This window comes from Alteribacter keqinensis (genome assembly GCF_003710255.1).
Classification (GTDB): Bacteria; Bacillota; Bacilli; order Bacillales; family Salisediminibacteriaceae; genus Alteribacter; species Alteribacter keqinensis.
In genome coordinates this window covers 1,192,745-1,213,657 of the sequence record NZ_RHIB01000001.1, presented here as the reverse complement: position 1 = coordinate 1,213,657, position 20,913 = coordinate 1,192,745, and the positions used below count along the sequence as shown (strand labels likewise).

At 43.3% G+C, this 20,913-nt stretch carries 25 protein-coding genes; 18 read left to right on the top strand and 7 right to left on the bottom strand.

Annotated elements, in window-relative coordinates:
* The first annotated feature begins 55 nt into the window (after positions 1 to 55).
* From EBO34_RS05955 to EBO34_RS05930, 6 genes are all read left to right on the top strand, one after another.
* A complete protein-coding gene (locus EBO34_RS05955; protein ID WP_122896996.1) occupies positions 56 to 1,813 on the top strand; it encodes an ABC transporter transmembrane domain-containing protein in 1,758 nt (585 codons plus the stop codon).
* Positions 1,810 to 3,603, top strand: a complete 1,794-nt coding sequence (locus EBO34_RS05950; protein WP_122896995.1) for an ABC transporter ATP-binding protein — start codon at positions 1,810 to 1,812, stop codon at positions 3,601 to 3,603. Before EBO34_RS05955 ends, EBO34_RS05950 begins: the two co-directional genes overlap by 4 nt.
* 27 nt (positions 3,604 to 3,630) lie before the next feature.
* The gene (locus tag EBO34_RS05945; RefSeq protein ID WP_122896994.1) at positions 3,631 to 4,083 is read left to right on the top strand and encodes an SRPBCC family protein; all 453 of its coding nucleotides are present in this window, start codon (positions 3,631 to 3,633) and stop codon (positions 4,081 to 4,083) included.
* Positions 4,084 to 4,133: 50 nt separating this feature from the next.
* Positions 4,134 to 4,457 carry a metal-sensitive transcriptional regulator gene (locus EBO34_RS05940; RefSeq protein WP_122896993.1) on the top strand — a complete coding sequence of 108 codons (324 nt, stop codon included), beginning with the start codon at positions 4,134 to 4,136 and terminating at the stop codon, positions 4,455 to 4,457.
* Between the two features lie 16 nt (positions 4,458 to 4,473).
* A complete protein-coding gene (gene copZ / locus EBO34_RS05935) occupies positions 4,474 to 4,680 on the top strand; it encodes a copper chaperone CopZ (RefSeq protein WP_122896992.1) in 207 nt (68 codons plus the stop codon).
* A gap of 133 nt (positions 4,681 to 4,813) precedes the next feature.
* The gene (locus EBO34_RS05930; RefSeq protein ID WP_249414021.1) at positions 4,814 to 5,326 is read left to right on the top strand and encodes a CcdC family protein; all 513 of its coding nucleotides are present in this window, start codon (positions 4,814 to 4,816) and stop codon (positions 5,324 to 5,326) included.
* 291 nt (positions 5,327 to 5,617) lie between these two features.
* Here EBO34_RS05930 and EBO34_RS05925 read toward each other — a convergent pair whose 3' ends face one another.
* From EBO34_RS05925 to EBO34_RS20460, 3 genes are all read right to left on the bottom strand, one after another.
* The gene (locus tag EBO34_RS05925) at positions 5,618 to 6,031 is read right to left on the bottom strand and encodes a DUF2621 domain-containing protein (RefSeq protein ID WP_122898584.1); all 414 of its coding nucleotides are present in this window, start codon (positions 6,029 to 6,031) and stop codon (positions 5,618 to 5,620) included.
* A 108-nt stretch (positions 6,032 to 6,139) separates the two neighbouring features.
* On the bottom strand, positions 6,140 to 6,376 hold the full coding sequence (locus EBO34_RS05920; RefSeq protein ID WP_122896990.1) for a hypothetical protein: 237 nt from the start codon (positions 6,374 to 6,376) through the stop codon (positions 6,140 to 6,142).
* A gap of 87 nt (positions 6,377 to 6,463) precedes the next feature.
* Positions 6,464 to 6,742, bottom strand: a complete 279-nt coding sequence (locus tag EBO34_RS20460) for a hypothetical protein (protein ID WP_142996771.1) — start codon at positions 6,740 to 6,742, stop codon at positions 6,464 to 6,466.
* 189 nt (positions 6,743 to 6,931) lie between these two features.
* On the opposite strand from EBO34_RS20460, the gene EBO34_RS05915 reads away from it, so the two are divergent.
* Positions 6,932 to 7,726, top strand: a complete 795-nt coding sequence (locus tag EBO34_RS05915) for an alpha/beta fold hydrolase (RefSeq protein ID WP_122896989.1) — start codon at positions 6,932 to 6,934, stop codon at positions 7,724 to 7,726.
* Between the two features lie 217 nt (positions 7,727 to 7,943).
* Here EBO34_RS05915 and EBO34_RS05910 read toward each other — a convergent pair whose 3' ends face one another.
* Positions 7,944 to 8,753 (bottom strand): alpha/beta fold hydrolase, encoded by an 810-nt coding sequence (locus EBO34_RS05910; protein WP_122896988.1) that lies wholly within the window; start codon positions 8,751 to 8,753, stop codon positions 7,944 to 7,946.
* A gap of 222 nt (positions 8,754 to 8,975) precedes the next feature.
* On the opposite strand from EBO34_RS05910, the gene EBO34_RS05905 reads away from it, so the two are divergent.
* A complete protein-coding gene (locus tag EBO34_RS05905) occupies positions 8,976 to 10,043 on the top strand; it encodes an SDR family oxidoreductase (protein WP_122896987.1) in 1,068 nt (355 codons plus the stop codon).
* Positions 10,044 to 10,111: 68 nt separating this feature from the next.
* Here the strand turns inward: EBO34_RS05905 and EBO34_RS05900 are convergent, their stop codons facing one another.
* Positions 10,112 to 10,654, bottom strand: coding sequence for a GNAT family N-acetyltransferase (locus tag EBO34_RS05900; protein WP_122896986.1), 543 nt, complete (start codon positions 10,652 to 10,654; stop codon positions 10,112 to 10,114).
* Positions 10,655 to 10,974: 320 nt separating this feature from the next.
* On the opposite strand from EBO34_RS05900, the gene EBO34_RS05895 reads away from it, so the two are divergent.
* From EBO34_RS05895 to EBO34_RS21060, 3 genes are all read left to right on the top strand, one after another.
* Positions 10,975 to 12,615: a PQQ-binding-like beta-propeller repeat protein gene (locus tag EBO34_RS05895; protein WP_122896985.1), complete on the top strand. Its 1,641-nt coding sequence runs from the start codon at positions 10,975 to 10,977 to the stop codon at positions 12,613 to 12,615.
* Positions 12,616 to 13,132: 517 nt separating this feature from the next.
* On the top strand, positions 13,133 to 13,285 hold the full coding sequence (locus EBO34_RS20585; protein WP_183163736.1) for a hypothetical protein: 153 nt from the start codon (positions 13,133 to 13,135) through the stop codon (positions 13,283 to 13,285).
* Between the two features lie 158 nt (positions 13,286 to 13,443).
* Positions 13,444 to 13,572: a hypothetical protein gene (locus EBO34_RS21060; RefSeq protein ID WP_272873229.1), complete on the top strand. Its 129-nt coding sequence runs from the start codon at positions 13,444 to 13,446 to the stop codon at positions 13,570 to 13,572.
* Between the two features lie 535 nt (positions 13,573 to 14,107).
* Here EBO34_RS21060 and EBO34_RS05890 read toward each other — a convergent pair.
* Entirely contained in the window at positions 14,108 to 14,242 is a 135-nt protein-coding gene (locus EBO34_RS05890; protein ID WP_122896984.1) for a small acid-soluble spore protein P, read from the bottom strand.
* 165 nt (positions 14,243 to 14,407) lie between these two features.
* Between EBO34_RS05890 and EBO34_RS05885 the strand changes: the two genes are divergently transcribed.
* A complete protein-coding gene (locus tag EBO34_RS05885; RefSeq protein WP_122896983.1) occupies positions 14,408 to 14,665 on the top strand; it encodes a DUF1216 domain-containing protein in 258 nt (85 codons plus the stop codon).
* An 81-nt stretch (positions 14,666 to 14,746) separates the two neighbouring features.
* Here the strand turns inward: EBO34_RS05885 and sspO are convergent, their stop codons facing one another.
* A complete protein-coding gene (sspO, locus tag EBO34_RS05880; RefSeq protein ID WP_122896982.1) occupies positions 14,747 to 14,896 on the bottom strand; it encodes a small acid-soluble spore protein SspO in 150 nt (49 codons plus the stop codon).
* 231 nt (positions 14,897 to 15,127) lie between these two features.
* Between sspO and acnA the strand changes: the two genes are divergently transcribed.
* The 6 genes from acnA to EBO34_RS05850 all read left to right on the top strand — a co-directional run bounded on the left by acnA (position 15,128) and on the right by EBO34_RS05850 (position 20,898).
* Positions 15,128 to 17,863, top strand: a complete 2,736-nt coding sequence (gene acnA / locus EBO34_RS05875) for an aconitate hydratase AcnA (protein WP_122896981.1) — start codon at positions 15,128 to 15,130, stop codon at positions 17,861 to 17,863.
* A gap of 485 nt (positions 17,864 to 18,348) precedes the next feature.
* On the top strand, positions 18,349 to 18,504 hold the full coding sequence (locus EBO34_RS20580) for a hypothetical protein (protein WP_488154026.1): 156 nt from the start codon (positions 18,349 to 18,351) through the stop codon (positions 18,502 to 18,504).
* A 109-nt stretch (positions 18,505 to 18,613) separates the two neighbouring features.
* Positions 18,614 to 19,357, top strand: a complete 744-nt coding sequence (locus tag EBO34_RS05870; RefSeq protein ID WP_122896980.1) for a DUF421 domain-containing protein — start codon at positions 18,614 to 18,616, stop codon at positions 19,355 to 19,357.
* 52 nt (positions 19,358 to 19,409) lie between these two features.
* Positions 19,410 to 19,550, top strand: coding sequence for an FbpB family small basic protein (locus EBO34_RS05865; RefSeq protein ID WP_122896979.1), 141 nt, complete (start codon positions 19,410 to 19,412; stop codon positions 19,548 to 19,550).
* A 60-nt stretch (positions 19,551 to 19,610) separates the two neighbouring features.
* Complete coding sequence (locus tag EBO34_RS05860; RefSeq protein ID WP_122896978.1) at positions 19,611 to 19,745, top strand: acid-soluble spore protein N; 135 nt, start codon at positions 19,611 to 19,613, stop codon at positions 19,743 to 19,745.
* Positions 19,746 to 20,379: 634 nt separating this feature from the next.
* Positions 20,380 to 20,898 (top strand): VanZ family protein, encoded by a 519-nt coding sequence (locus tag EBO34_RS05850; RefSeq protein ID WP_122898582.1) that lies wholly within the window; start codon positions 20,380 to 20,382, stop codon positions 20,896 to 20,898.
* Positions 20,899 to 20,913: the final 15 nt, after the last annotated feature.

Genomic DNA, 20,913 nt, shown 5'->3' with positions numbered 1-20,913 from the left:
ACATGGGTTTTTATCGTTGGAAAAATCTGAATAGAACAAAACCGGGGTGTGTCACGTGAAAGTATTTATTGATTTACTATGGTATTTTAAGAGAGAAAAGTGGCAGTACGGTGGAGGGATTCTGGTCCTTGCTGTTGTTTCATTTTTAAGCCTGATCCCCCCTTATGCTGTCGGTGTGATCGTGGACCATATCAACAACAACACCCTTAATGAGCAGATTCTGATGCAGTGGATGCTCACGCTTGGCGGCCTTGCCATTGTCATTTATATTCTCCGTTATTTGTGGAGAATCCTGATTTTCGGGTCTGCCATAAAGCTGGCCAGGCTTCTCAGAAATAACCTGTACGACCATTTTTCGAAAATGGCCTCTTCTTTTTATCACCGAAAGCGGACAGGGGATCTGATGGCTCATTCTACAAATGATATCAGAGCCATTGAACAGACAGCGGGAGCAGGGGTACTCACTCTGGTCGACTCTCTTACAATGGGCGGCTTTGTAATCATTACCATGGCTGTGACCATCAGCTGGGAATTGACGCTCATTGCCCTTATTCCCATGCCTTTAATGGCATATGCTACGAGCAAGTACGGTTCCCTGCTCCACACCCGTTTTGGAAAAGCACAGGCGGCCTTTTCTTCCTTAAACGATAAAGTACAGGAGAGCATGTCAGGTATTCGTGTGACGAAAGCATTCGGATACGAGGATCACGAAGTGGAAGCATTCAGGGAAAAATCAGCTGAAGTAGTAAAGCGGAATGTATCCGTTGCCCGAGTCGACGCTTTATTCGATCCGACTATTTCCGTCATTGTGGGCCTGTCCTTTTTCCTGTCAGTCGCATTTGGTGCAGGGTTCGTTGTAAGTGGCGACATTACAATCGGGCAGCTAACAAGTTTTACTGTTTATCTCGGTCTGTTAATCTGGCCGATGCTCGCATTCGGATGGCTGTTTAACATCGTTGAACGGGGACGGGCCTCCTATGACCGTGTATCAAGTCTTTTAAACGAAAAGCAGGATGTATCTGACGAGCCTGGAGCCGTTGAAGAGCCTCCGACAGGCAGCATTGACTTTGAGATTGAACGCTTTACATATGAAAATGCTGAAGAACCGAGCCTTGAGAACATTCGTTTCACTTCCGAAAAGGGTCAGACGATCGGAATTGCGGGCAGGACGGGGAGCGGTAAAACGACACTTGTAAAAGCGCTCATGCGTGAATTTAATTTAGCGGACGGTGAGATCCGTTTTGGCGGGAAAAAAACTGAAGCGTATACACTGGATGCTCTCAGAACTTCGTTTGGATATGTGCCGCAGGATCATTTTTTATTTTCAGCCACCATTGCGGATAATATCAGCTTTGCATGTCCGGATGCATCCTACAGTGACATTATTAAAGCCGCAAAGCTCGCGTCTATCCATGAAGACATCGTCAGGTTTGAAGAAGGTTATGAAACAGTTGTAGGGGAACGGGGAGTGACATTATCAGGAGGGCAGAAACAGAGAATCAGTATTGCAAGGGCTCTGCTTATGAATCCTGAAGTCCTGATCCTGGATGACAGCCTCTCTGCGGTGGATGCAAAAACGGAAGAAGCCATACTCGAGTCTTTGAGAAGTGTAAGGAAAGGAAAAACCACCTTTATTACCGCTCACAGACTCAGTGCCATCAATCATGCTGATCTGATCATTGTCATGGACCGGGGGCGGATTGCAGAACGGGGAACCCATACAGAACTGATGAAGAGTGATGGCTGGTACAGGCGCATGTATGAACACCAGCAACTGGAATCACTCATTGAAAAAGGAGGGCACTCTTCATGAAAGACAGACATGCATACCTCCTTGAACCGTTAAAACAAAGCCTGGTGTTTAAACGTCTCCTTGCCTATGCAAAGCCTCATTGGAAATGGCTCACAGTTGCTTTTATCCTTTTGGTCGGGGGGACAGGAGCTGAAATTCTCGGACCTATTCTTGTGAAAATTTTCATTGATGACTACCTTACCCAGGGGATTTTTGATACACAGCCCCTTGTCCTGCTTGCGGCAGGCTACCTGGGCCTGCATTTTTCTGCAGCAATTATGAACTATGCACAGCTCCTTATGTTTCAAAAGGTTGCACTTGGCATCATCCAGGAGCTCCGGATTGATGTATTTAAAAAAGTAGAAAAACTGGGACTTTCCTTCTTTGACCAGTTCCCGGCCGGAGGACTTGTATCACGTATTACCAATGACACAGAGCAGGTAAAGGAACTGTATGTAAGTGTGATGGCTGTCTTTGTACAGAACATTGTTTTTCTCATTGGTGTATTTATTGCCATGTTCTACTTAAACGTCCAATTGGCATTATTCTGCCTGTTCATCCTGCCGTTCCTTGTGGTCATCATGCAGCTGTACCGGAAGTTCAGTTCCAGGTACTATGCCGAGATGAGTGAAAAGCTCAGTCAGTTAAATGCCCGGTTAAATGAATCCATCCAGGGAATGGCGATCATTCAGGTCTTTCGCCAGGAGCGAAGGATGAACCGTGAATTCCAGGAAATTAACCAGAAGCATCACGAGGCATGGTATAAAAGTATAAAGCTTGACGGGCTTCTTCTAAGGCCTGCGGTAGATGTGATTTCAATTCTTGCTCTGGTCATGGTTCTCAGCTATTTCGGCATCGTATCTCTGAACAGTCCGGTGGAGATCGGTGTCCTGTACGCCTTTGTTAACTACCTCGACCGTTTTTTTGAACCTGTTAACCAGATGATGCAGCGGCTCTCTATTTTCCAGCAGGCTCTCATTTCCGCAGGAAGAGTGTTTAGGCTCATGGATCACGATGAGCTTGCACCGGGGAAAACAGGGACTGACAGCCCGGGCATTTCCCGAGGTGTGGTAGAGTTTAAAGATGTCACGTTCTCCTATGACGGGAAACAGGATGTGTTGAAGAATATCAGTTTTAAAGTGAAAGAAGGAGGAACACTGGCTCTTGTCGGTCATACGGGCAGTGGAAAAAGTTCGATTATTAATCTTCTGATGCGCTTTTATACGCCCGGGAAGGGTGAGATACTAATAGACGGCCACAGCCTTACTACGTTCGAAGACAAAGAACTGAGGGAAAAAACCGGACTTGTCCTGCAGGATCCTTTCTTGTTTTTCGGGGACATCAGACATAATATTAAATTGTATGATGACAGGATTTCGGAGGCCGACGTCATAGACGCAGCAAGATTTGTGCATGCCGACTCCTTTATTGACCGGATGCCACAAGGCTATGATTCTCCGGTAGGTGAAAGGGGATCGACGTTCTCAAGCGGACAAAGGCAGCTCTTATCCTTTGCAAGAACGATGGCTAAAAAGCCGAAAATCCTCATTCTTGATGAAGCAACAGCAAGTGTGGATACAGAAACGGAAACTGAAATTCAAAAGGCACTGGAAAAGATGAGACTGGGACGGACGACCATCGCCATTGCCCACCGCCTGTCGACAATCAAAGATGCGGACCACATTCTTGTACTCCATCAGGGTGAAATTGTTGAAAGAGGTACTCACGACTCCCTGTTAAAAGAAGAAGGGCTCTATCATAAAATGTATCTCTTGCAACAAGGAGTACAAAAACTTGAAAATCCTCTTTAATTGAAAAAATAAAGGAGCTGAGGTTCATTGGCGGATTTAAAAGAAGAAGTGATGATTGACCGGCCGCTGGAAGAAGTTTTTTCGTATGCAAGTAACCTTGAGAACAGCACAGACGTTTTAGCCAACGTAGTAGAAGTAAACAAGCTCACGGAGGGACCTGTAAGAGAAGGTACCCAATTTGAAGAAATTCGCGAGTTCCGCAACCGCAAAGTCGGTGCTGTACTCGAAGTCGTGAAGTATCAAGCGCCGAACCTATACTCGATTAAAAGTGTTAATAAAGGGCTTGAAGTTGTTTACCATTATGTTTTTGAAGACAAAGGCAGTCAGACCAGGGTAAGGTTCACGGGTGAAGTTACGGCGACGAAGCTTTCAATGAAGCTGATGAGGCCTTTGATGGTGAAGATGCTGAAGAAAGAAGATGGTGAGCATCTGATTAGTTTAAAGAGAGCAATAGAAGAGCAATATGACACTGAAAGTTGACAAAGAATACCTAATGGGGGTATGGTGAATGTAGAGAAACTGAGGTGAGAATGATGTCAAAAAAACTGGATATCGAGCTTGTGCCTTCTCATACTGTCACCAGGCGCACGTCCGATGAAAAAGAAAAGCTCATTAACAGAATGAAACGTATTGAAGGCCAGGTAAGAGGGATTCAGAGAATGATCGAGGACGATCGTTACTGCATCGATGTTCTTGTACAGCTTTCTGCTATCAGCGCAGCTTTAAAAAAAGTCGGCTATACGTTGCTGGAAGACCATACCCGGGGTTGCGTAAAAAATGCCGTTGAGCAAGGTGAAGGTGACGAGGCAATCGATGAACTTATGAAAGTTATTGAACAGTTTTCACGCTCATAATAAGGGGGATTTAAAGATGAAAAAAGAAACAATTCTTGTAGAAGGTATGACATGCAATCACTGTAAATCAGCTGTAGAAGGGGCATTAACGAACATGTCCGGTGTCCATGCAGCAGAAGTTAATCTTAAAGAAAAAAATGTGACGGTTGAGTATGATGATTCGACTGTAACGATCGAGGCCATGAAAGAAGAGATTGACGACCAGGGCTATGATGTAAAATAATAGAACGGTCTGGATCCGCTTTTGGGTCCGGGCTGTTTTTTTCTTTGTTCTGAAATGAACTGGTAAGGGGTTGTACGAGGTGATATAATAAATAGAGCATCTTATGATTGTACAGTCTGGAGGGGATGAACCCTTGCTTGGTATTGTTTTTACAATTTTAGCCGTTATTATGGGTCTCTTTGCATTAATGATCCGGATGAGAGCTATGAAAAAGCCCGCAAACGCCCGAAAAATTATTATCCCGCCGATTGCCATGAGCACCGGCTTTTTAATGTTTGTATATGAACCCGCCAGGATTACCCCGTTGCAGTTTTTGGAAGCATTTTCAGTAGGGGTTTTGTTTTCCATCCTGCTTATTAAAACAAGCAAGTTCGAAGTACGCAATAATGATATCTACTTAATGCGCTCAAAAGCGTTTGCTTTTATTCTTGTGGGGCTGCTCTTGCTTCGTGTCATTTTCAAACTGACGTTTGGCCACCAAATCCAGGTTGAAGAGCTTGCAGGAATGTTTTTTGTACTTGCATTTGGAATGATTCTGCCCTGGCGGATTGCCATGCTGATGAAATTCAGAAAAGTTCAAAGAACACTTACCGACCGGAACACGGCAAATTCCATGCAATTGCAGACAGAAAACCCGCTTCCTTAATTGGTAGCGGGTTAATTTTATACTTAAACAGACTGTTTACAACGCATATGGCATTTCCTTATGAATTCCCAGTAGGTTATGGATAACTTCAGCGTGTTTATGCAGACTTTAAGCGTGTTTATGGAGAACTTTGGTCCGTGTATACAGAATCCAGAGATATTTATGCAGAACTTTGGACAGTTTAAAGAGAATTAGTCAATTTTCGACAAACCCTTCTCGCTTTTCGGCTGGTCAAAATAAAGGTGTCTCAACAGGGTTATTGCAACCTGATGAGACACCTCTATTAGATACCTACTGCTGAAAATATCCTTCATACTGACTGATATCGATCTTTTTCTCCCGTAGTTTTTTAACAAGAAATTTGTGATCACGTTTTGGTGTAGCTGCGATGTACCCTTTAATAATTAAATCCTCTGTCATTTCATCTGCTTTTTCCTCAAGAGCAAATTCTCCGATTTTACCTGCAATCTTTCCTTTGGCAACGTCACGGAAGAGTTCCGGAACGGGTTCTACGAGTTCGTTTAAAAACGCTTTATCTTCATCAGACCATAAATGAAGTGTTTCATTAATATAGTAATCCTGCCAGTCAAGAATCGATTTTCCGTCTTCTTTAGGCAACTTTTTAAGAAACTTCCTGAACATAAAATAGCCGCCGATAGACACAAGACCTATTAACAGGATTGACCATAAGAAAATAAACCACATAAACAGATCGTTTGCCACTGATCTTCACCTCTATTGCATTCTACTTCTATTGTACGATAATCCCGGGGCTGTGAAAAGTCCGGTGCAAAAAGAAAAAAGCGACTGGCATTACACCATCCGCTTGCGTTTGAGGTAGGCATCTTCTGTACCGAGTTCCCTGTTGATGAGTCTCTCCATCTCAATTAAGGATTTACGTTCTACAATTGGATCGTCATTTGACCACATCACCCGGTACACAAAGTAATAATGTCCGATTATGCGGAAAATGACGGGGCTGTTCGGGAACTCATCAAACCAAGCTTTCATAGCCCGCCTCTTTAAGTAAGAGTAATCAAGTATTTCCATAGACCATCACCCACTTAAGAGTAAAACGGGTGTTCGTATTTTTGAAGGGGACTGAAGTTGTGTTTTTGTTACAAATTGTTCCTTCTTCTATTTTTCTTTTGTTAACCTGTGGGAGATCAGGACAATGAAAAAGGAAACGATACTTAAAACACCAAAAAGAATAAAGAACGTCATATCAACAATCGGCTGATAAATGGTTGAAAAGTAATGAGCTTTCACGAGAAATACAGCGGATGCAGTAAATGTAATCATAGACGGAACGTATTTTTTCCACCATGCCCTCTTTGATGGCCTGGAATATCGCTGAGTTGCTCTCAAAGAGAATAAAACAACCAGCAGGATCGCGCACGTAATCAAGAAATTCATCTGTTCACCCCGTATTGTCAGACAGTCTCTTCATTGATTTATAATCACAAATCCAAAATTCATTCCAGTGAGTCCCGAGTTCATTCGATCGAATATAAAAATACCCATTGTTATCCAATTTTGTAAGTCGTAAAATTAAACAAAAGAAGACTGTATCGAAATCTTCATCATAAGGAGGATGGATTGAGAATGGCTTTCTTAAACGGTACAAACGGTCCTGTCTATTATGAGGTTTACGGAGAAGGGATTCCCATCCTGTTTACTCATGGTGCTTCATGGAATCACCGGCTGTGGGAGCCTCAGATTGATGCATTAAAAGAAGAATATAAAGTCATCCTGTGGGATGTGCGCGGACATGGAAAATCCCGTTGCAAAGAGGACCAGGAGCTTAATGGGGAGATTTTTATCCAGGATCTCATTGAGCTTCTCGATCATCTGTCAATTGAAAAAACTGTTCTATGCGGACTTTCAATGGGTGGCATAATCAGCATGCAGACGGCCATAATGCATCCTGAGCGGGTGGCCGGCATTATTGCCATAGGGGCCCCGTGTTCGTTCAGGTTTAATAAATACGAACAAATGATGATACCCATCCAGAGGCTCATGTTCAACTTTATCCCGATAAAAGCCTTCGCCAGAGCACAAGGGATTTACTTTTCCCGCTACAATCCTTCAAACCGTCTTTTCATCGAAGAAGCTGTATTATCCCTGACGCAAAAAGACTGGTCCAGTATCTGGTCTGCCCTGACCCGGATGGACTGCCGGGAGAGACTGAGTACGATATCCTGTCCCACTCTGATTCTCCAGGGAGAGCATGACATTATCATCAGGCATCAGCAGGAGTATATGGCACAAACCATCCCCGGGGCAAAATGGGAAGTGATTGAAAATGCAGCCCATGCAACGAACCGTGATAATGCCCCGCGGGTAAATGAGCTGATAAAAAACTTCATGACAGAGACAGCTGGTAAAGTGCGGATATAAAACAGGGGCAGGCTGGTGCAAAACGTTAACATAAGATTTTTTTCTGCGGAGTCTGGCTGAATAGACTTCGGTAAAAAGCGGGTAGATGAGACCTTGCAGGCAGATGGAGTCTGACTGGGCGTTTTGTAACCAGACCGTCATTGCTTAACAGCACATTAGTTCAATAACATGAAAAAAGCTGTCCAAAAGGTTTGTTGACCTTCGGGGACAGCTTTTTTCAGATAACTTTTCTGTTCTGCTGCTGATGGATCGCTCGGATATCCTTTAAGAATGCAAGAGCCTTTTTGTTAAACGTTTCGGCTTTTTCAATGTTGCATACATGCCCGCAGTCAGGAATAATTGTGAGGTCAGAGCTGGCTTCGGTTTTTACAAACTTTTGTATTCCCTTTAGGAACATGTGATCCTCGGAACCTGAGATATACAGCTTAGGTATTACGTTTTTTCTAAGGGTGAGTCTGTCATACGTTTTGTAGGCGTATTTTGCTACGTGGGCCCATTTCAGGTAGTCATTCTTTCCGAGTTTGAAAGCTTCCCTGATAAAGATTGTCCTTGCTTTCCTGTGGTTTTTCTTTGGCATCAGTAAAAATGCAAAGATAGAGTAGGGAAGCATATAAGGCAAAACCTTACGAACCGGCTTTGCAAGTGTCAGCTTGCAGAGAATTTGTCCCCACTTCAAAAATTTTGAAGCAGCGCCGGCAAGAACCATGGACCGGATACGGTGCCCGTGCCGAAGGGAGATATCCTGCATGACGATGGTTCCAAGGGATACCCCTACAAAGTGTGCTGTTTTAATTTTCAGGTGGTTCATCAGTTCAATTACTTTTTCACTGGTCAGCGTCAGATAATCAGGATCGTCAAAAGACCCCGATTCCCCGTGACCGGGAAAATCAATACATAGCAGATTAAAATGTTTTTTGAATGGCTCAATCTGTTTATAGAAGATCGAGTGGTTTCCCCCGAGTCCGTGGAAAAGGACAATCCATTCATCATTGTTGTCACAGTAATGTGTTTGAAAGTTTAATAGCATTATAGTACCCTCATTTAAAGGCTATTTTAGTATACAAAATGAATTATGTACAAATATACCTTATTGTTGAGGGGAAAACAATGTTATTATAGAATAAGTGTTAATTTTGCTGATAATTAATGCACTGGCAATAGAAAATAATACATCTTTTAACAGAAAAGGAAAAACATTAACTTATATTGTAATATATTGTTTATCAAATTTGGATAAAGGAGTGGTCACATGAAGATTTTTGTGACTGGAGCGACAGGCTTCGTTGGTTCAAAGCTTACAGAGAAGCTGCTGGAAAAAGGCCACCATGTATATGCCCTGGTCAGAAGCGAGCGGAAAAAGAAGGCGCTCTTGGATAAAATACCTCAAAGCCTTATGAAACGATTTAATATTGTTTTTGGAAGTCTTTCAGATTCCTCTCTTAATCTTGACGAAGATAAAGTAAAAGAGCTTACGGAAGACAAAATTGACATAGTCTACCACAGTGCTGCGTACCTCTCTTTTGATGACAGAGAGAGAGAAACGTCGTTTAACATTAATGTTGAGGGCACCAGAAATATTCTGGACTTCGCTGGAACAATCGGCGCAAAAAAATTCTTTCATGTAAGTACCGCTTATACACTCGGTATGAAAGAATACGCAAAAGAAACCCTTCATGATACGAACGGCGCATTTGTGAACAGTTATGAAGAAAGTAAATGTCATGCAGAGCATCTCGTATACTCCTACCGGGACAGACTGGATGTGAGTATTTTCCGTCCTTCTATTATAATCGGGGATTCAAAAACCGGAGAAGCGGAGACAACTTTTGCCCTTTACGGCATGCTGCGAAGCTTTCAATTGTTTAAAAAGCGGATGGAAAGAAAAATCGGCGAACAGAGCAAAAGATATACGTTTCTGTGTGATGAAAACACACCGTCCAACTTTGTCCCGGTTGATTACGTTGTAAATGTTCTCTCAACAGGAGCTGATGAAGCCGAAAAAGGTGAGATCTACCATATTACGAACAGTTATGAACTGTCCAATGGTGCGATTTTTTCCATCATTAAAAATGCCCTCAAGCTTGATAATGTCGTGTTAAAGCCAAAAGACTATCTGCCTCAGCTGACTGCAGAAGAACTTCGCTGGAATGAACCTTTAAGTGTCTTCCAGACATATTTGAGTAAAAACGTAGCCTTTGATGACAGCAATACGAAAGCCATGCTGGAGCGGGTTGGAGAAAAGCCTGTCTACGTAAATGAGGAACTGCTCACACACATGGTGATGAGCTACTGTCACGGTGCGCCGGTAAAAGCTTAATAATGGTAAGAGGCTGTCCCGTTTTTTGGGATAGCCTCTATTAATATTAAAAATACGGCACCCCTCACTCACGAACTTAATTTTGAGAGCCTCTTTTCAAACTGGATTGAATCAAGCCACTCTCCGTGAAACTCAAGCGCATTCTTTTTTAAACCGGCCTCATGAAACCCGTTCTTTAGAAGAACAACCTGAGAACTGATATTATCAGTAAACGTTACGGCTGTTATGAGATTAATATCCTTAGCCGCTGCAATCCGGCTGGCAAGCTGGACAGCCAGGGTCGCATACCCTTTACCTTTATATTTCTGCCCAATCCGGTAGCCTATCTCTGCTTTTTTTACACCATCTTCTGATACATTCACATTAACCAGGTTGACTCTTCCGACAATCCTCTTATCCTCTGTCTTCCTCACTACAAACATAAAGCACTTTTCCTGTTCAATTTCCTGCAAAAACGAAGAAAGGGTATCTTCAAAGGGTTCACGGTCGTAATCGGAATCAGAGCGCTTCGGAATAATTTCATCAAAAAACATTCTGTTCACCTTTTCGAAGTCCAAAAGGTCGGCAGAGGTCACATTTGACAAACATTCCAGATAGACATGGTTCTTCACAATCCTGCCTCCTTCACAAGAGCGTATTTTTATTATCGTAACCTAAAATTATCAGAAAAAACAGTAATTAGTTGAATGCTGACTAAAAGATGGTCCGTGAGTCTTACAACCTGTCAGATTAAGACAAATTGCAACGCGTCATCATAAGGGAACCATGGTCCACAAGCCCTGTTTCGTTATAGCAGGATTCGCGTTCTTCATCTAATGTCAGAAAAGTCGAAAGTTTATTTAAAAAGAGTCTTAAATAATAGAGAAAAAAGTACGGAAAAGGGAGGTTTTGTGATATATTGGAAAAACAAGGGGTGTAAGGGGGATGATGGATGAAAAGAGGGGTTTTCATCTTTTTTGGGCTGTGTTTAATGACGGCCTGCAGTTCAGGCACGTTATTAGCAAAGGAAGAAACTGCATACTTCAGTTACGCCGGTGACCGGGCTGATAAAGCGGATTTGACTGAAAGAGAGCAGCTGGATAAAAAAGAGGCAGAGGAAGTCAAAGAATTCACAGCTTTTAAAGTTGAACATTATGATCACAGCAATATTTCATTTGACCTTAAACATAACAATGAATCAGAGCATTTATACATAAAAACGGATGAAGTTTTCCCGGAGGATTATACAAATGTTGAAGGGGTCCTTACTTTTCGCGGCGGACCAATGCGGGATCAACCTGCTTACGGACAGTTGGACACCGGTGTTTTTGGAATTGAAGAGTCCTGGCAGTACCGGACAGGTTTTAACAGTGACTGGGGAGGGGGAGCAGGGTGGACAGGACAGCCGGCCCTAGTTAAATGGGAAAAAGACGTTCGGGAAATGATGAACATTTATTCTCCATTTATCAATGACGAAGATTTTGTTGAAGTGATTCAAGGATCTCTCGATGGGAACGTCTATTTTCTTGACTTGGAGACAGGAAAAGAGACAAGACATCCGATTGAAGTGGGAAATCCGATTAAAGGCAGCGTATCTGCTGACAGCCGGGGGTATCCCCTGTTATATGTGGGAGACGGCGTACCTTACGAGGACTCTTTCGGTCTTTCCATTTACAGCCTGATTGACGGCTCGTTGCTTCATCACATATCAGGACGTGATGGTTTTGCATTCAGGGAATGGGGGGCTTTTGACAGCTCAGCTCTCGTTAACCGTAAGACAGATACTCTCGTAGTAGGTGGGGAAAACGGTATCTTTTATAAAGTGAAGTTAAATACATTGTTTGATAAAGATGCCGGAACTGTTTCTGTTGCACCTGATGAACTGAAGCTTCGTTACGAAGTGGAAGGCAATGACTATCAGGGGATCGAAAACTCGGTTGCTGTCTACAAAAACCTTGCCTTCTTCGCCGACAATGGCGGATCCATCATGGCGGTGAACCTGCAGACCATGTCTCCTGTATGGGCACTCCCGCCGCTGGATGATACAGACTCCACTATTGTTGTTGAAGTAGTGGATGACGTGCCTTATCTTTATACAGGTACTGAAGTTGATAACATTGGCCGGGACGGTGACTGTCACCTAAGGAAAATTAACGGCATGACAGGTGAAGTGGTCTGGCAGAAAAGTTATTCGGCGTTCTATTATCCCGGTGTAGCCGGAGGGGTACTTGCAACACCTGTTCTCGGTAAACAGGCAATCGAAGACGTTGTTATCTTTACGATCGCAAGACACGGGGGACGGTACCGTGGTCTGATGGCTGCGCTGGACAAAGAAACGGGTGAAGAAGTTTGGACAAGGGATATGCCTTTTTATGCCTGGAGCTCGCCTGTTGATGTGTATGATAAAAAAGGAAATGCCTATCTCATTCAAGGTGATTTTAATGGGGATGTGACCCTTCTCAACGGGGAAAATGGTCAAATGATTGACCAGGTGAGCTTGGGTGTGAATATTGAAGCTTCACCGGCCGTTTATAATAACACTGTCGTACTGGCAAGCCGCAGCGGTTACATTCACGGGATAACAATCGAGTAATCAGGAAAGGCCCGGAGCTTTTGCGTCCGGGCTTGTTTTTTCGTTCATTCATAAAGGTTTGATCCAAAGGTGTTCTTTTCCCTTGAAGAGATGAAGAGCCAAGATTCGAACAGGAAAATAGAATCCTGGATAAAGAGGAACACATTTCTGTTTTTGCATTCTTTAGTTACGCTTCGCGGTTTTCTGCGTCGAAGCAACTCGAAGCTAATTTCATGATTACTGCCACAGGAGTCTCGGGAACTTTGCCTTCATCACTACGTTTATAAAAGATTTTTTGCTTTTTAGTAATAGCTGTTTTCAGAAACATTGTTGCTTTGTCAATATTAATTATGGAGCGAAAGGCGGCGACTCAAGCGGGAATAGCATCATCTGAAGACCCAGCGTTGGTGGTCTTTCCCGAGGAGGCTGGAGCGATGCCCGCGGAAAGCGTCCGCATGTAGCGGTGGTAAAAGCAAATCAATACGAAAACAGCTTTTTTATAAAAACGAACGGATGATTATGAGGTGAGGTTTTTCAGATGCAGGAATATTATATTGGCTGGGGCACGTTATCACTTATTAATGCGGGAATTGCCCAGGGGAAAAATCGGAGCGGCTTAAACTGGTTTCTTCTGTCTCTTTTACTTGGCCCCATTGCAACACTTGCTGTTGTTATCGCTGAGAAAAGGTGAATTTCCGTGTATTGCGGTTAAAATAAGGCTGTCAGGGGAAAAAGTATACAAATATAATCTGTCTGAATCTCATGCACCTGCATGTGGATCCCGGTATTTGCAGTCAATGCATGGCTGCAATACTTACAGCAGCATCACAATAAAAGGAGGCACAAAGGATGAAACGTATGTTAATGGCCGGTGCAGGAATCGGGGCTTCATTTTATGTGTTCGGCCTGATTAAAGATTTTCTTGAAGGCAAATACATCGAAAAGCAGCGTGAACTAAAAAAAGAGGGCCGTAGGTAAAAAAACGCTGTATTTAAGAGCTTTGGATATTTATTAGAGTTGATTGGAGCGGTTGTGCCGCGCAGTGCAGTGAACGGAAATCACTACCTGAGTTTAACAAAGCCAAAAGAAAAAAGGTGGTCAGAAATGTGACCGCCTTTTTCTTATGAGTCGATACAGGTATGGGGTACTATCGATGTTTGTCCTTCGGAAACACCTCATTTTTAATGATGTGATGTTACGTTCAGAACGTGTGTCACGTCCGCTTGTTAATGGTACAAGCTAACCACCCCTCAAGATGACTTAAGGAATACCTCGTTTCACACTTCACTTCGATGGTGCTTTGCTGCATCTACTCTGAAAAGAAAGCGTGTGGCTCTCTCTTCAAAATATAGTATGATCTTTTTACGGACTTTTACTAATGGTAAAAAGTGCAAAATGGCACCGCGCAGAAAAGGCTGACCCGAAAAGTTGGTTATTACCTTTTGGGTCAGAGCAATGAGCGTTGATGCTCTCTTTTAAAAGCACTGCACACACAAGAAAATTGATTTGATCGTTAACTTTCACCGTCTGTCTGGCCCACATGGTTCGCTTTTTTCGTTTTATGGGAACCACTCTGAGGCTGCGGCTGGTTGGATCGGTTGTTTTTAGGCTGGTTTCTGCGCTGGCTTTTGAACGTGTTGTTTTCCACAGTCAACGCCTCCTTTCAATACTAGTGTGTCCAGGGACAAAGACACGTACAGTTGAAGAATTAAGCAATCTTAATAAAACTTTCCTGAACTCGTCCGGATAAAAAAACGTACTGAATTTCACACTAATGAGGAATACGTTCAGTCATAGAAAGGAGACGGTGAACATGCCATACCATAAAAACAAGCAGCAGGCATTCCAGGCTGCCCAGCAGGCTTTCGTACAACTGCAGGGTGCAATGAACGATCTTGCACCGGATGATGCAGATTACGGTCATCATCATAAAGCAGCCGAACAGGAATTAAATGAAGCCATGCAGGTGATCCAGAAAGCCCATGTAAATGCATCGGAACACCAGAAACAACAGTTAAGAATTTATGAAGAGGAAGTAAGAAAGTACCAGCAGCAGTTAATGGAAGAATAAAAAGGTGTACGAAAAGGGCGTTGGTCCTTTTCGTACACCTTTTCTTTATGAGAAAAACAGCATTCGCGGTTGTTTATCAGATTACTGACGTTTTTTTGTCTTCTTATTAAACATTCTTTCTTCGGCACTCATGGGCTCATCATTCCAGCGTTCGTTGTAGCCGGCGCCTTTTCCCTGTGCTTTTGAATCATTCATACCGGGACGAACGTGGTTGGCTTTATCCTTTGACATCATAGTCACCTCCAGTTTTCTTTAGTAGGATGCACAGGGGGAGGGATAAAATTCCGGGTTTGATCATTCGGATTTAAGGGAAATTATTGTATGTGTGTAAAATGAAGCGTTTCCATTCCATATTGAGTCGATTCATGTTATTGTACTAAAGGAAACTTGTCACTTTTTTCGCAAGGTTTTAGACAATTTAGACATTCTGTTATATGATTGTACTTGAAGGAGGGAATACATATGTCGAAAGATCAAACATTATACAACTCAAAAAAGTCTTTTGAAGTTAATGGAAAAACGTATCACTACTATGATTTAAAAGCAATTGAAAGTGCGGGAGTTGGAACCGTTTCCAACCTTCCTTATTCTGTAAAGGTACTTCTGGAAAGCGTCCTTCGCCAGCACGATGGCAGAGTTATTACAGAAGAGCATGTGCAGAACCTGGCTAAATGGGGTACAGATGAGCAGAAAGCGGTGGATGTACCATTTAAGCCTTCCCGTGTTATCCTTCAGGACTTCACCGGGGTACCAGCTGTGGTAGACCTTGCCTCTTTGCGTAAAGCAATGGCAGATATGGGTGGAGATCCGAACGAAATCAACCCGGCAATTCCTGTTGACCTGGTTGTCGATCACTCCGTGCAGGTAGATGATTTCGGCGGTGCCGATTCACTCCTTAAAAACATGGAGCTTGAGTTCCAGCGTAACGAAGAGCGTTACAAGTTCCTGAGCTGGGCTCAGAATTCTCTTGATAATTACAGAGCAGTACCACCTGCAACCGGTATCGTTCACCAGGTAAACCTGGAGTACCTTGCCAATGTTGTTCAGGAAAATGAAAACGATAACGGAGAGCGCGTAGCTTATCCGGATACACTTGTGGGAACAGACTCCCATACAACAATGATTAACGGAATCGGAGTACTTGGATGGGGTGTCGGAGGTATCGAAGCAGAAGCCGGTATGCTGCAGCAGCCTTCCTACTTCCCGGTGCCTGAAGTTATCGGTGTTAAATTCACAGGAGCCCTGCCTGAAGGCGCAACCGCAACTGACCTTGCGCTGAAAGTAACACAGGTTCTTCGTGAAAAGAAAGTAGTCGGCAAGTTTGTGGAGTTCTTCGGACCAGGTCTTGCTGAGATGCCTCTTGCTGACCGTGCGACGATATCCAATATGGCACCTGAATACGGTGCGACATGCGGTTTCTTCCCGGTTGACGAAGAAGCATTAAACTACATGCGCTTTACCGGCCGTTCAGAAGAGCAGGTAAACCTGGTAGAAGCATACTGCAAAGCCAATGATCTGTTCTATGAGCCTGGTAAAGACGATCCGGAATTTACGGATGTTGTTGAAATAGATCTTTCTACAATTGAACCGAATCTTTCCGGACCTAAGCGTCCGCAGGATCTTATTCCTCTTTCCCAGATGAAGCAGGAGTGGAACAAGTCACTTACAGCTCCGGTTGGTAATCAGGGGTTCGGACTCGATCCGGATGAAATTAATAAATCTGTTGATGTTGATCACCCGAATGGAAAGACATCCAGCCTGAAAACAGGTGCTGTTACAATTGCTGCGATTACAAGCTGTACGAACACATCAAACCCGCACGTTATGATTGGTTCCGGACTTGTGGCGAAAAAAGCAGTAGAGGCAGGCCTGAAAGTACCTGAATATGTAAAAACCAGTCTGGCACCTGGATCCAAGGTTGTTACTGGCTACCTGGAAGATGCAGGTCTTATGCCTTACTTGGATAAACTCGGCTTCAACCTTGTTGGTTACGGCTGTACTACATGTATCGGTAACAGTGGACCGCTTCCTGAAGAAATCGAAAAAGCAATCGCAGATAATGATCTGACCGTTTCTTCTGTTCTAAGTGGTAACCGTAACTTTGAAGGTCGAATTCACCCCCTTGTTAAAGCCAACTACCTTGCATCACCGCCATTGGTTGTGGCATATGCTCTTGCGGGAACAGTTAATATCGACCTTCATACAGAGGCAATCGGCCAGGATAAAGAAGGTAAGGACGTATACTTCAAAGATATCTGGCCAAGCCATGAAGAAATCAAGAAGTATATGGATGATGCTGTTGCTCCTGAGTTATTTAAGCGTGAGTATGAAAAAGTGTTCGATAACAACGAACGCTGGAATAAACTTCAGACTTCAGAAGGAGAACTTTACAAGTGGGATGATGAGTCTACTTACATTCAAAACCCTCCTTTCTTCGAGGACATGAGCGAAGAGCCTGAAGATGTAAAAGAGCTTAACAGCCTTCGTGCAGTGGCTAAGCTTGGAGACAGTGTTACAACAGACCACATTTCTCCGGCGGGATCAATTGCAAAAGACAGCCCTGCAGGTAAATACCTTATGGAAAAAGGATTAACTCCTGCGCAGTTTAATTCCTACGGTTCCCGTCGTGGTAACCACGAAGTAATGATGCGCGGTACGTTTGCAAACATCCGCATTAAAAACCAGCTTGCACCAGGTACAGAGGGCGGATATACAACATACTGGCCTACCGGTGAAGTAATGGCGATTTATGATGCGTGTATGAAATACAAAGAACAGGATACAGGTCTTGTAGTCCTTGCCGGTAATGACTACGGTATGGGAAGTTCCCGTGACTGGGCTGCCAAAGGTACAAACCTTCTTGGCATCAAGACAGTTATCGCTCAGAGCTTTGAGCGTATTCACCGCAGCAACCTTGTACTGATGGGCGTTCTTCCGCTTCAGTTTAAAGAAGGGGACAGCGCTGAATCACTTGGACTTACAGGTGAAGAGCATTTCGATGTGAAAGTAACTAACGATATTCAGCCGCGTGACATGGTAACAGTCACTGCAAAACACCCTGAAACCGGTAAAGAAACATCATTTGAGGTTCTTGCCCGTTTCGACAGTGAAGTTGAAATTGACTACTACCGTCATGGCGGAATCCTGCCGATGGTACTGCGTCGTGCCTTGAAAGAAACGAAAAAAGCAAAATCCTAATCGGATACGAACCCCTTTCTGTCAATCGTGCAGGAAGGGGTTTTTTGCGTTTAGTTTTGTTAAAGCTCACAGGCCAGCCTGAAATAGCCTTAGATAAGGTGCTAAAATCTTTCAGTGAAATCAGCATCGTTAAAAGCAAATCTCTCGCAACCACCGTACACGCGCGCCGAGCATTCCCGGTGAGATGCATGGTAAAGGATGCAGGCTTCATCTAACCTGTTAATGAAAGGCTGTTTCCGCAAAAAAAATGTGGTTCTTCGTTAAAAGGAAGCGTCCTGCCAGAGCGGGCGTAAGGTGAGCCCCCACGGAAAGCGACGTGTACTCCGGCTTAATCTACAATTACTGTGGTTATGATAAGGAAGACAGAGCTTCAATCTTTACGAGAACAGCATTCAAATAAAATTTTTCGATATTTCACATACCATATTAAAAAATACATAACAAAAGAAACAAATCACATACTAGAAAAGAAAACAAAGGAGGAAATGATTTTGGGCAGACAAAAGCAGGGAAACGCAAATGCAGAGCGAAATAAAAATGCGAAAAAACAAGGAAAAGACAACCACGCTTCAGAGCTTGAAACGTTTGCGGACTATGAAGTAAAGAAAATGAGAAACGACCAGCCTCAAACAGGCCAGTAATGATGATAAACGGAAGCGCCTTGTTCGTTTCCGGGGGAAAGGAAAACCCAAGGTCACCTAATGAACTTGGGTTTTTCCATTATCGATAAGATACTAAAGGGTGATGAACGTGTTTGAATTTTGGCAAGGCGCAAGCGATCTTCCGGTTTATCATTTTTTAATTCGTGCCATAATCGTTTACATATATATCTTTATTCTGCTTAAAATTCTCGGGCAGCGCTCGATCGGTACGTTTGATCCTCTTGATTTTATTTTCGGCATTATCATTGGAGATATCGTAGGAGAACCCCTGGCAGCAGGAGACGTTCCTTTACCCGGACCGTTGGCAGCCGCTGCATTCATTGCGGGAATCCATCTATTTTTATCCTGGATTGCATTAAAGCTTCCAAGATTTAGACGGGTGATTGAGGATGAACCGCTTGTTCTTGTTAAAAATGGCCAAATCATTCATAAAGAATTAAACAGAATGAAAATTACTGTTGAATCCTTAATGATGGATCTGCGTCTCCAAAATGCAATTGATTTAACAGAAGTGGATTATGCTGTTCTTGAGCCCAACGGTAAGATCAGTGTGATCAAAAAAACCATGTATGACACAGCATCTCCTGCGGACATAGGTAAAGCACCAGAATCCAAGGGATACCCAACCGTTCTCATTTCAGACGGCCGGGTAATCGATGCGAACCTGAAAAAAGTAAAATCACGCTCCTGGCTTCAGGAGCAGCTCATTAAGCACGGCTTAAAAGAACCGAAAGAATGTTTTTTACTGACCCTTGATGAAGCGGAAAATGTCTATGTGAGCAAGCGATTATCCAAGGAGGAACAAAACCATATCCTGGGGAACTCACAATAAGAGGTATGAACTTCCTCTTTTTGCGTTAATAATGCAAATAGAGGTGAAAGAAATGAAAAAAACGAAGAAAAGACGATTTGAAGACCTGATCAACGAAAATAAGCAGCAGTTAATGAACGATCCAAAAGAAATGGAAAGAATTGAGCTTCGTCTTGATAAGCGTCATCAGGACCGCCTCGACAATGCTCTGTAATCATCGTGTATACCTCCTTTCTGTCCGGCCATATTAAGGATATGGAAGGAGGGCTATACAATGAGCCATAAGTTTGACCAGTACAGACCAAACCACCTGGGCACACAGCCGAGGAAAAGTGATTCCAATAAAGGAAAACAAATGAACAATAAAAGCAGTGAACAGCCTGATTATGCTCCGTCTAAGGGGAAATAAAATGAGAACCTGTCCTATAGGGCAGGTTTTTTGTTTTATAGCTCTCTAAGATGTGGGTAGCTTTATGATGAAACTTTTGCGCGTCCATAAGGGCAACTAAGAGGCTGGGACAGAAGTGTTTTACTCAACGAAAATCCGAACGAATAAAATGCGGTGCAAATGAATCGCTCCTGAAATATACTTCGCTTTCCGCGGAAAGCTGGTGAGCCTCCTCGTGCTACGCACTGTGGGGTCTCACCTTTGCTTTTCATCCCGCAGGAGTCTACGTATATTTCAACCGCTTTGTTCGCGCATCGTTGGGATTCTCAGCTAAACTCTTTCCTTATGTCCCAGCCTCAAGTTTTCTTTACCGCTCGTGACCAAGATGATTGAGCTTTTGTTCTTTGTCAGTTTTCAAAAGAGATTGAAGTTTTTATATTTCACTTTCTTTGGCGGTGCCTGCAAACCGTAAGAAATAACCCTGCTGAACCATCCGGATAACAAAACTTGAGTTACTTGGACTATAAAAGTTCCTGTAACAACATTGTTGTGTTTATTTAAATGAAAAAGGGTTGCCACATGCTTGCCCTTCATAAGATAATAAAGGAACGTAAACAAGCTGTCCGGATAGAAAGCAGGGTGAGAGATGCAAGTGATGAAAAAGAATGATACACAGCAAAAACCTGAGGATAGTATTAAAAGAAAAAGAAAACCGAGAGCGGCTGTGACGTTATTGTTTCTCCTATACATGGCCAGTCTTTTTTATGTCGTATTCTTTGCCTGGAATTACGGCTCATCATACGGACCTGTCGGAGCAGACGGCCGGAACTTAAATGTAGTCCCATTATTGAGTATTCATAATATCTACTACTACAGCACAGATATATGGGTGCCTGTCAGAATTCTTCTTGGCAACATAGTTATGTTTATTCCTTTTGGATATTTATTCCCTCTCCTTTACAGAAGGTGGAGAAGATCTCTTCTCGGCATTCTGCCTGTAGGGTTTCTAGCGCTCGTCCTTTCCGTTTTTATCGAAGTGAACCAGTACTTCTTTACGTACCGGGTCGCAAATGTGGATGATGTTATTTTAAATACGATTGGCGGGCTCATTGGCGCTTCGTTATACTGGCTCGCTGTAAAACTTCATGTTCTTTACGTAAAAACAGCAAGGTGACCCTGTGGTCCCTTG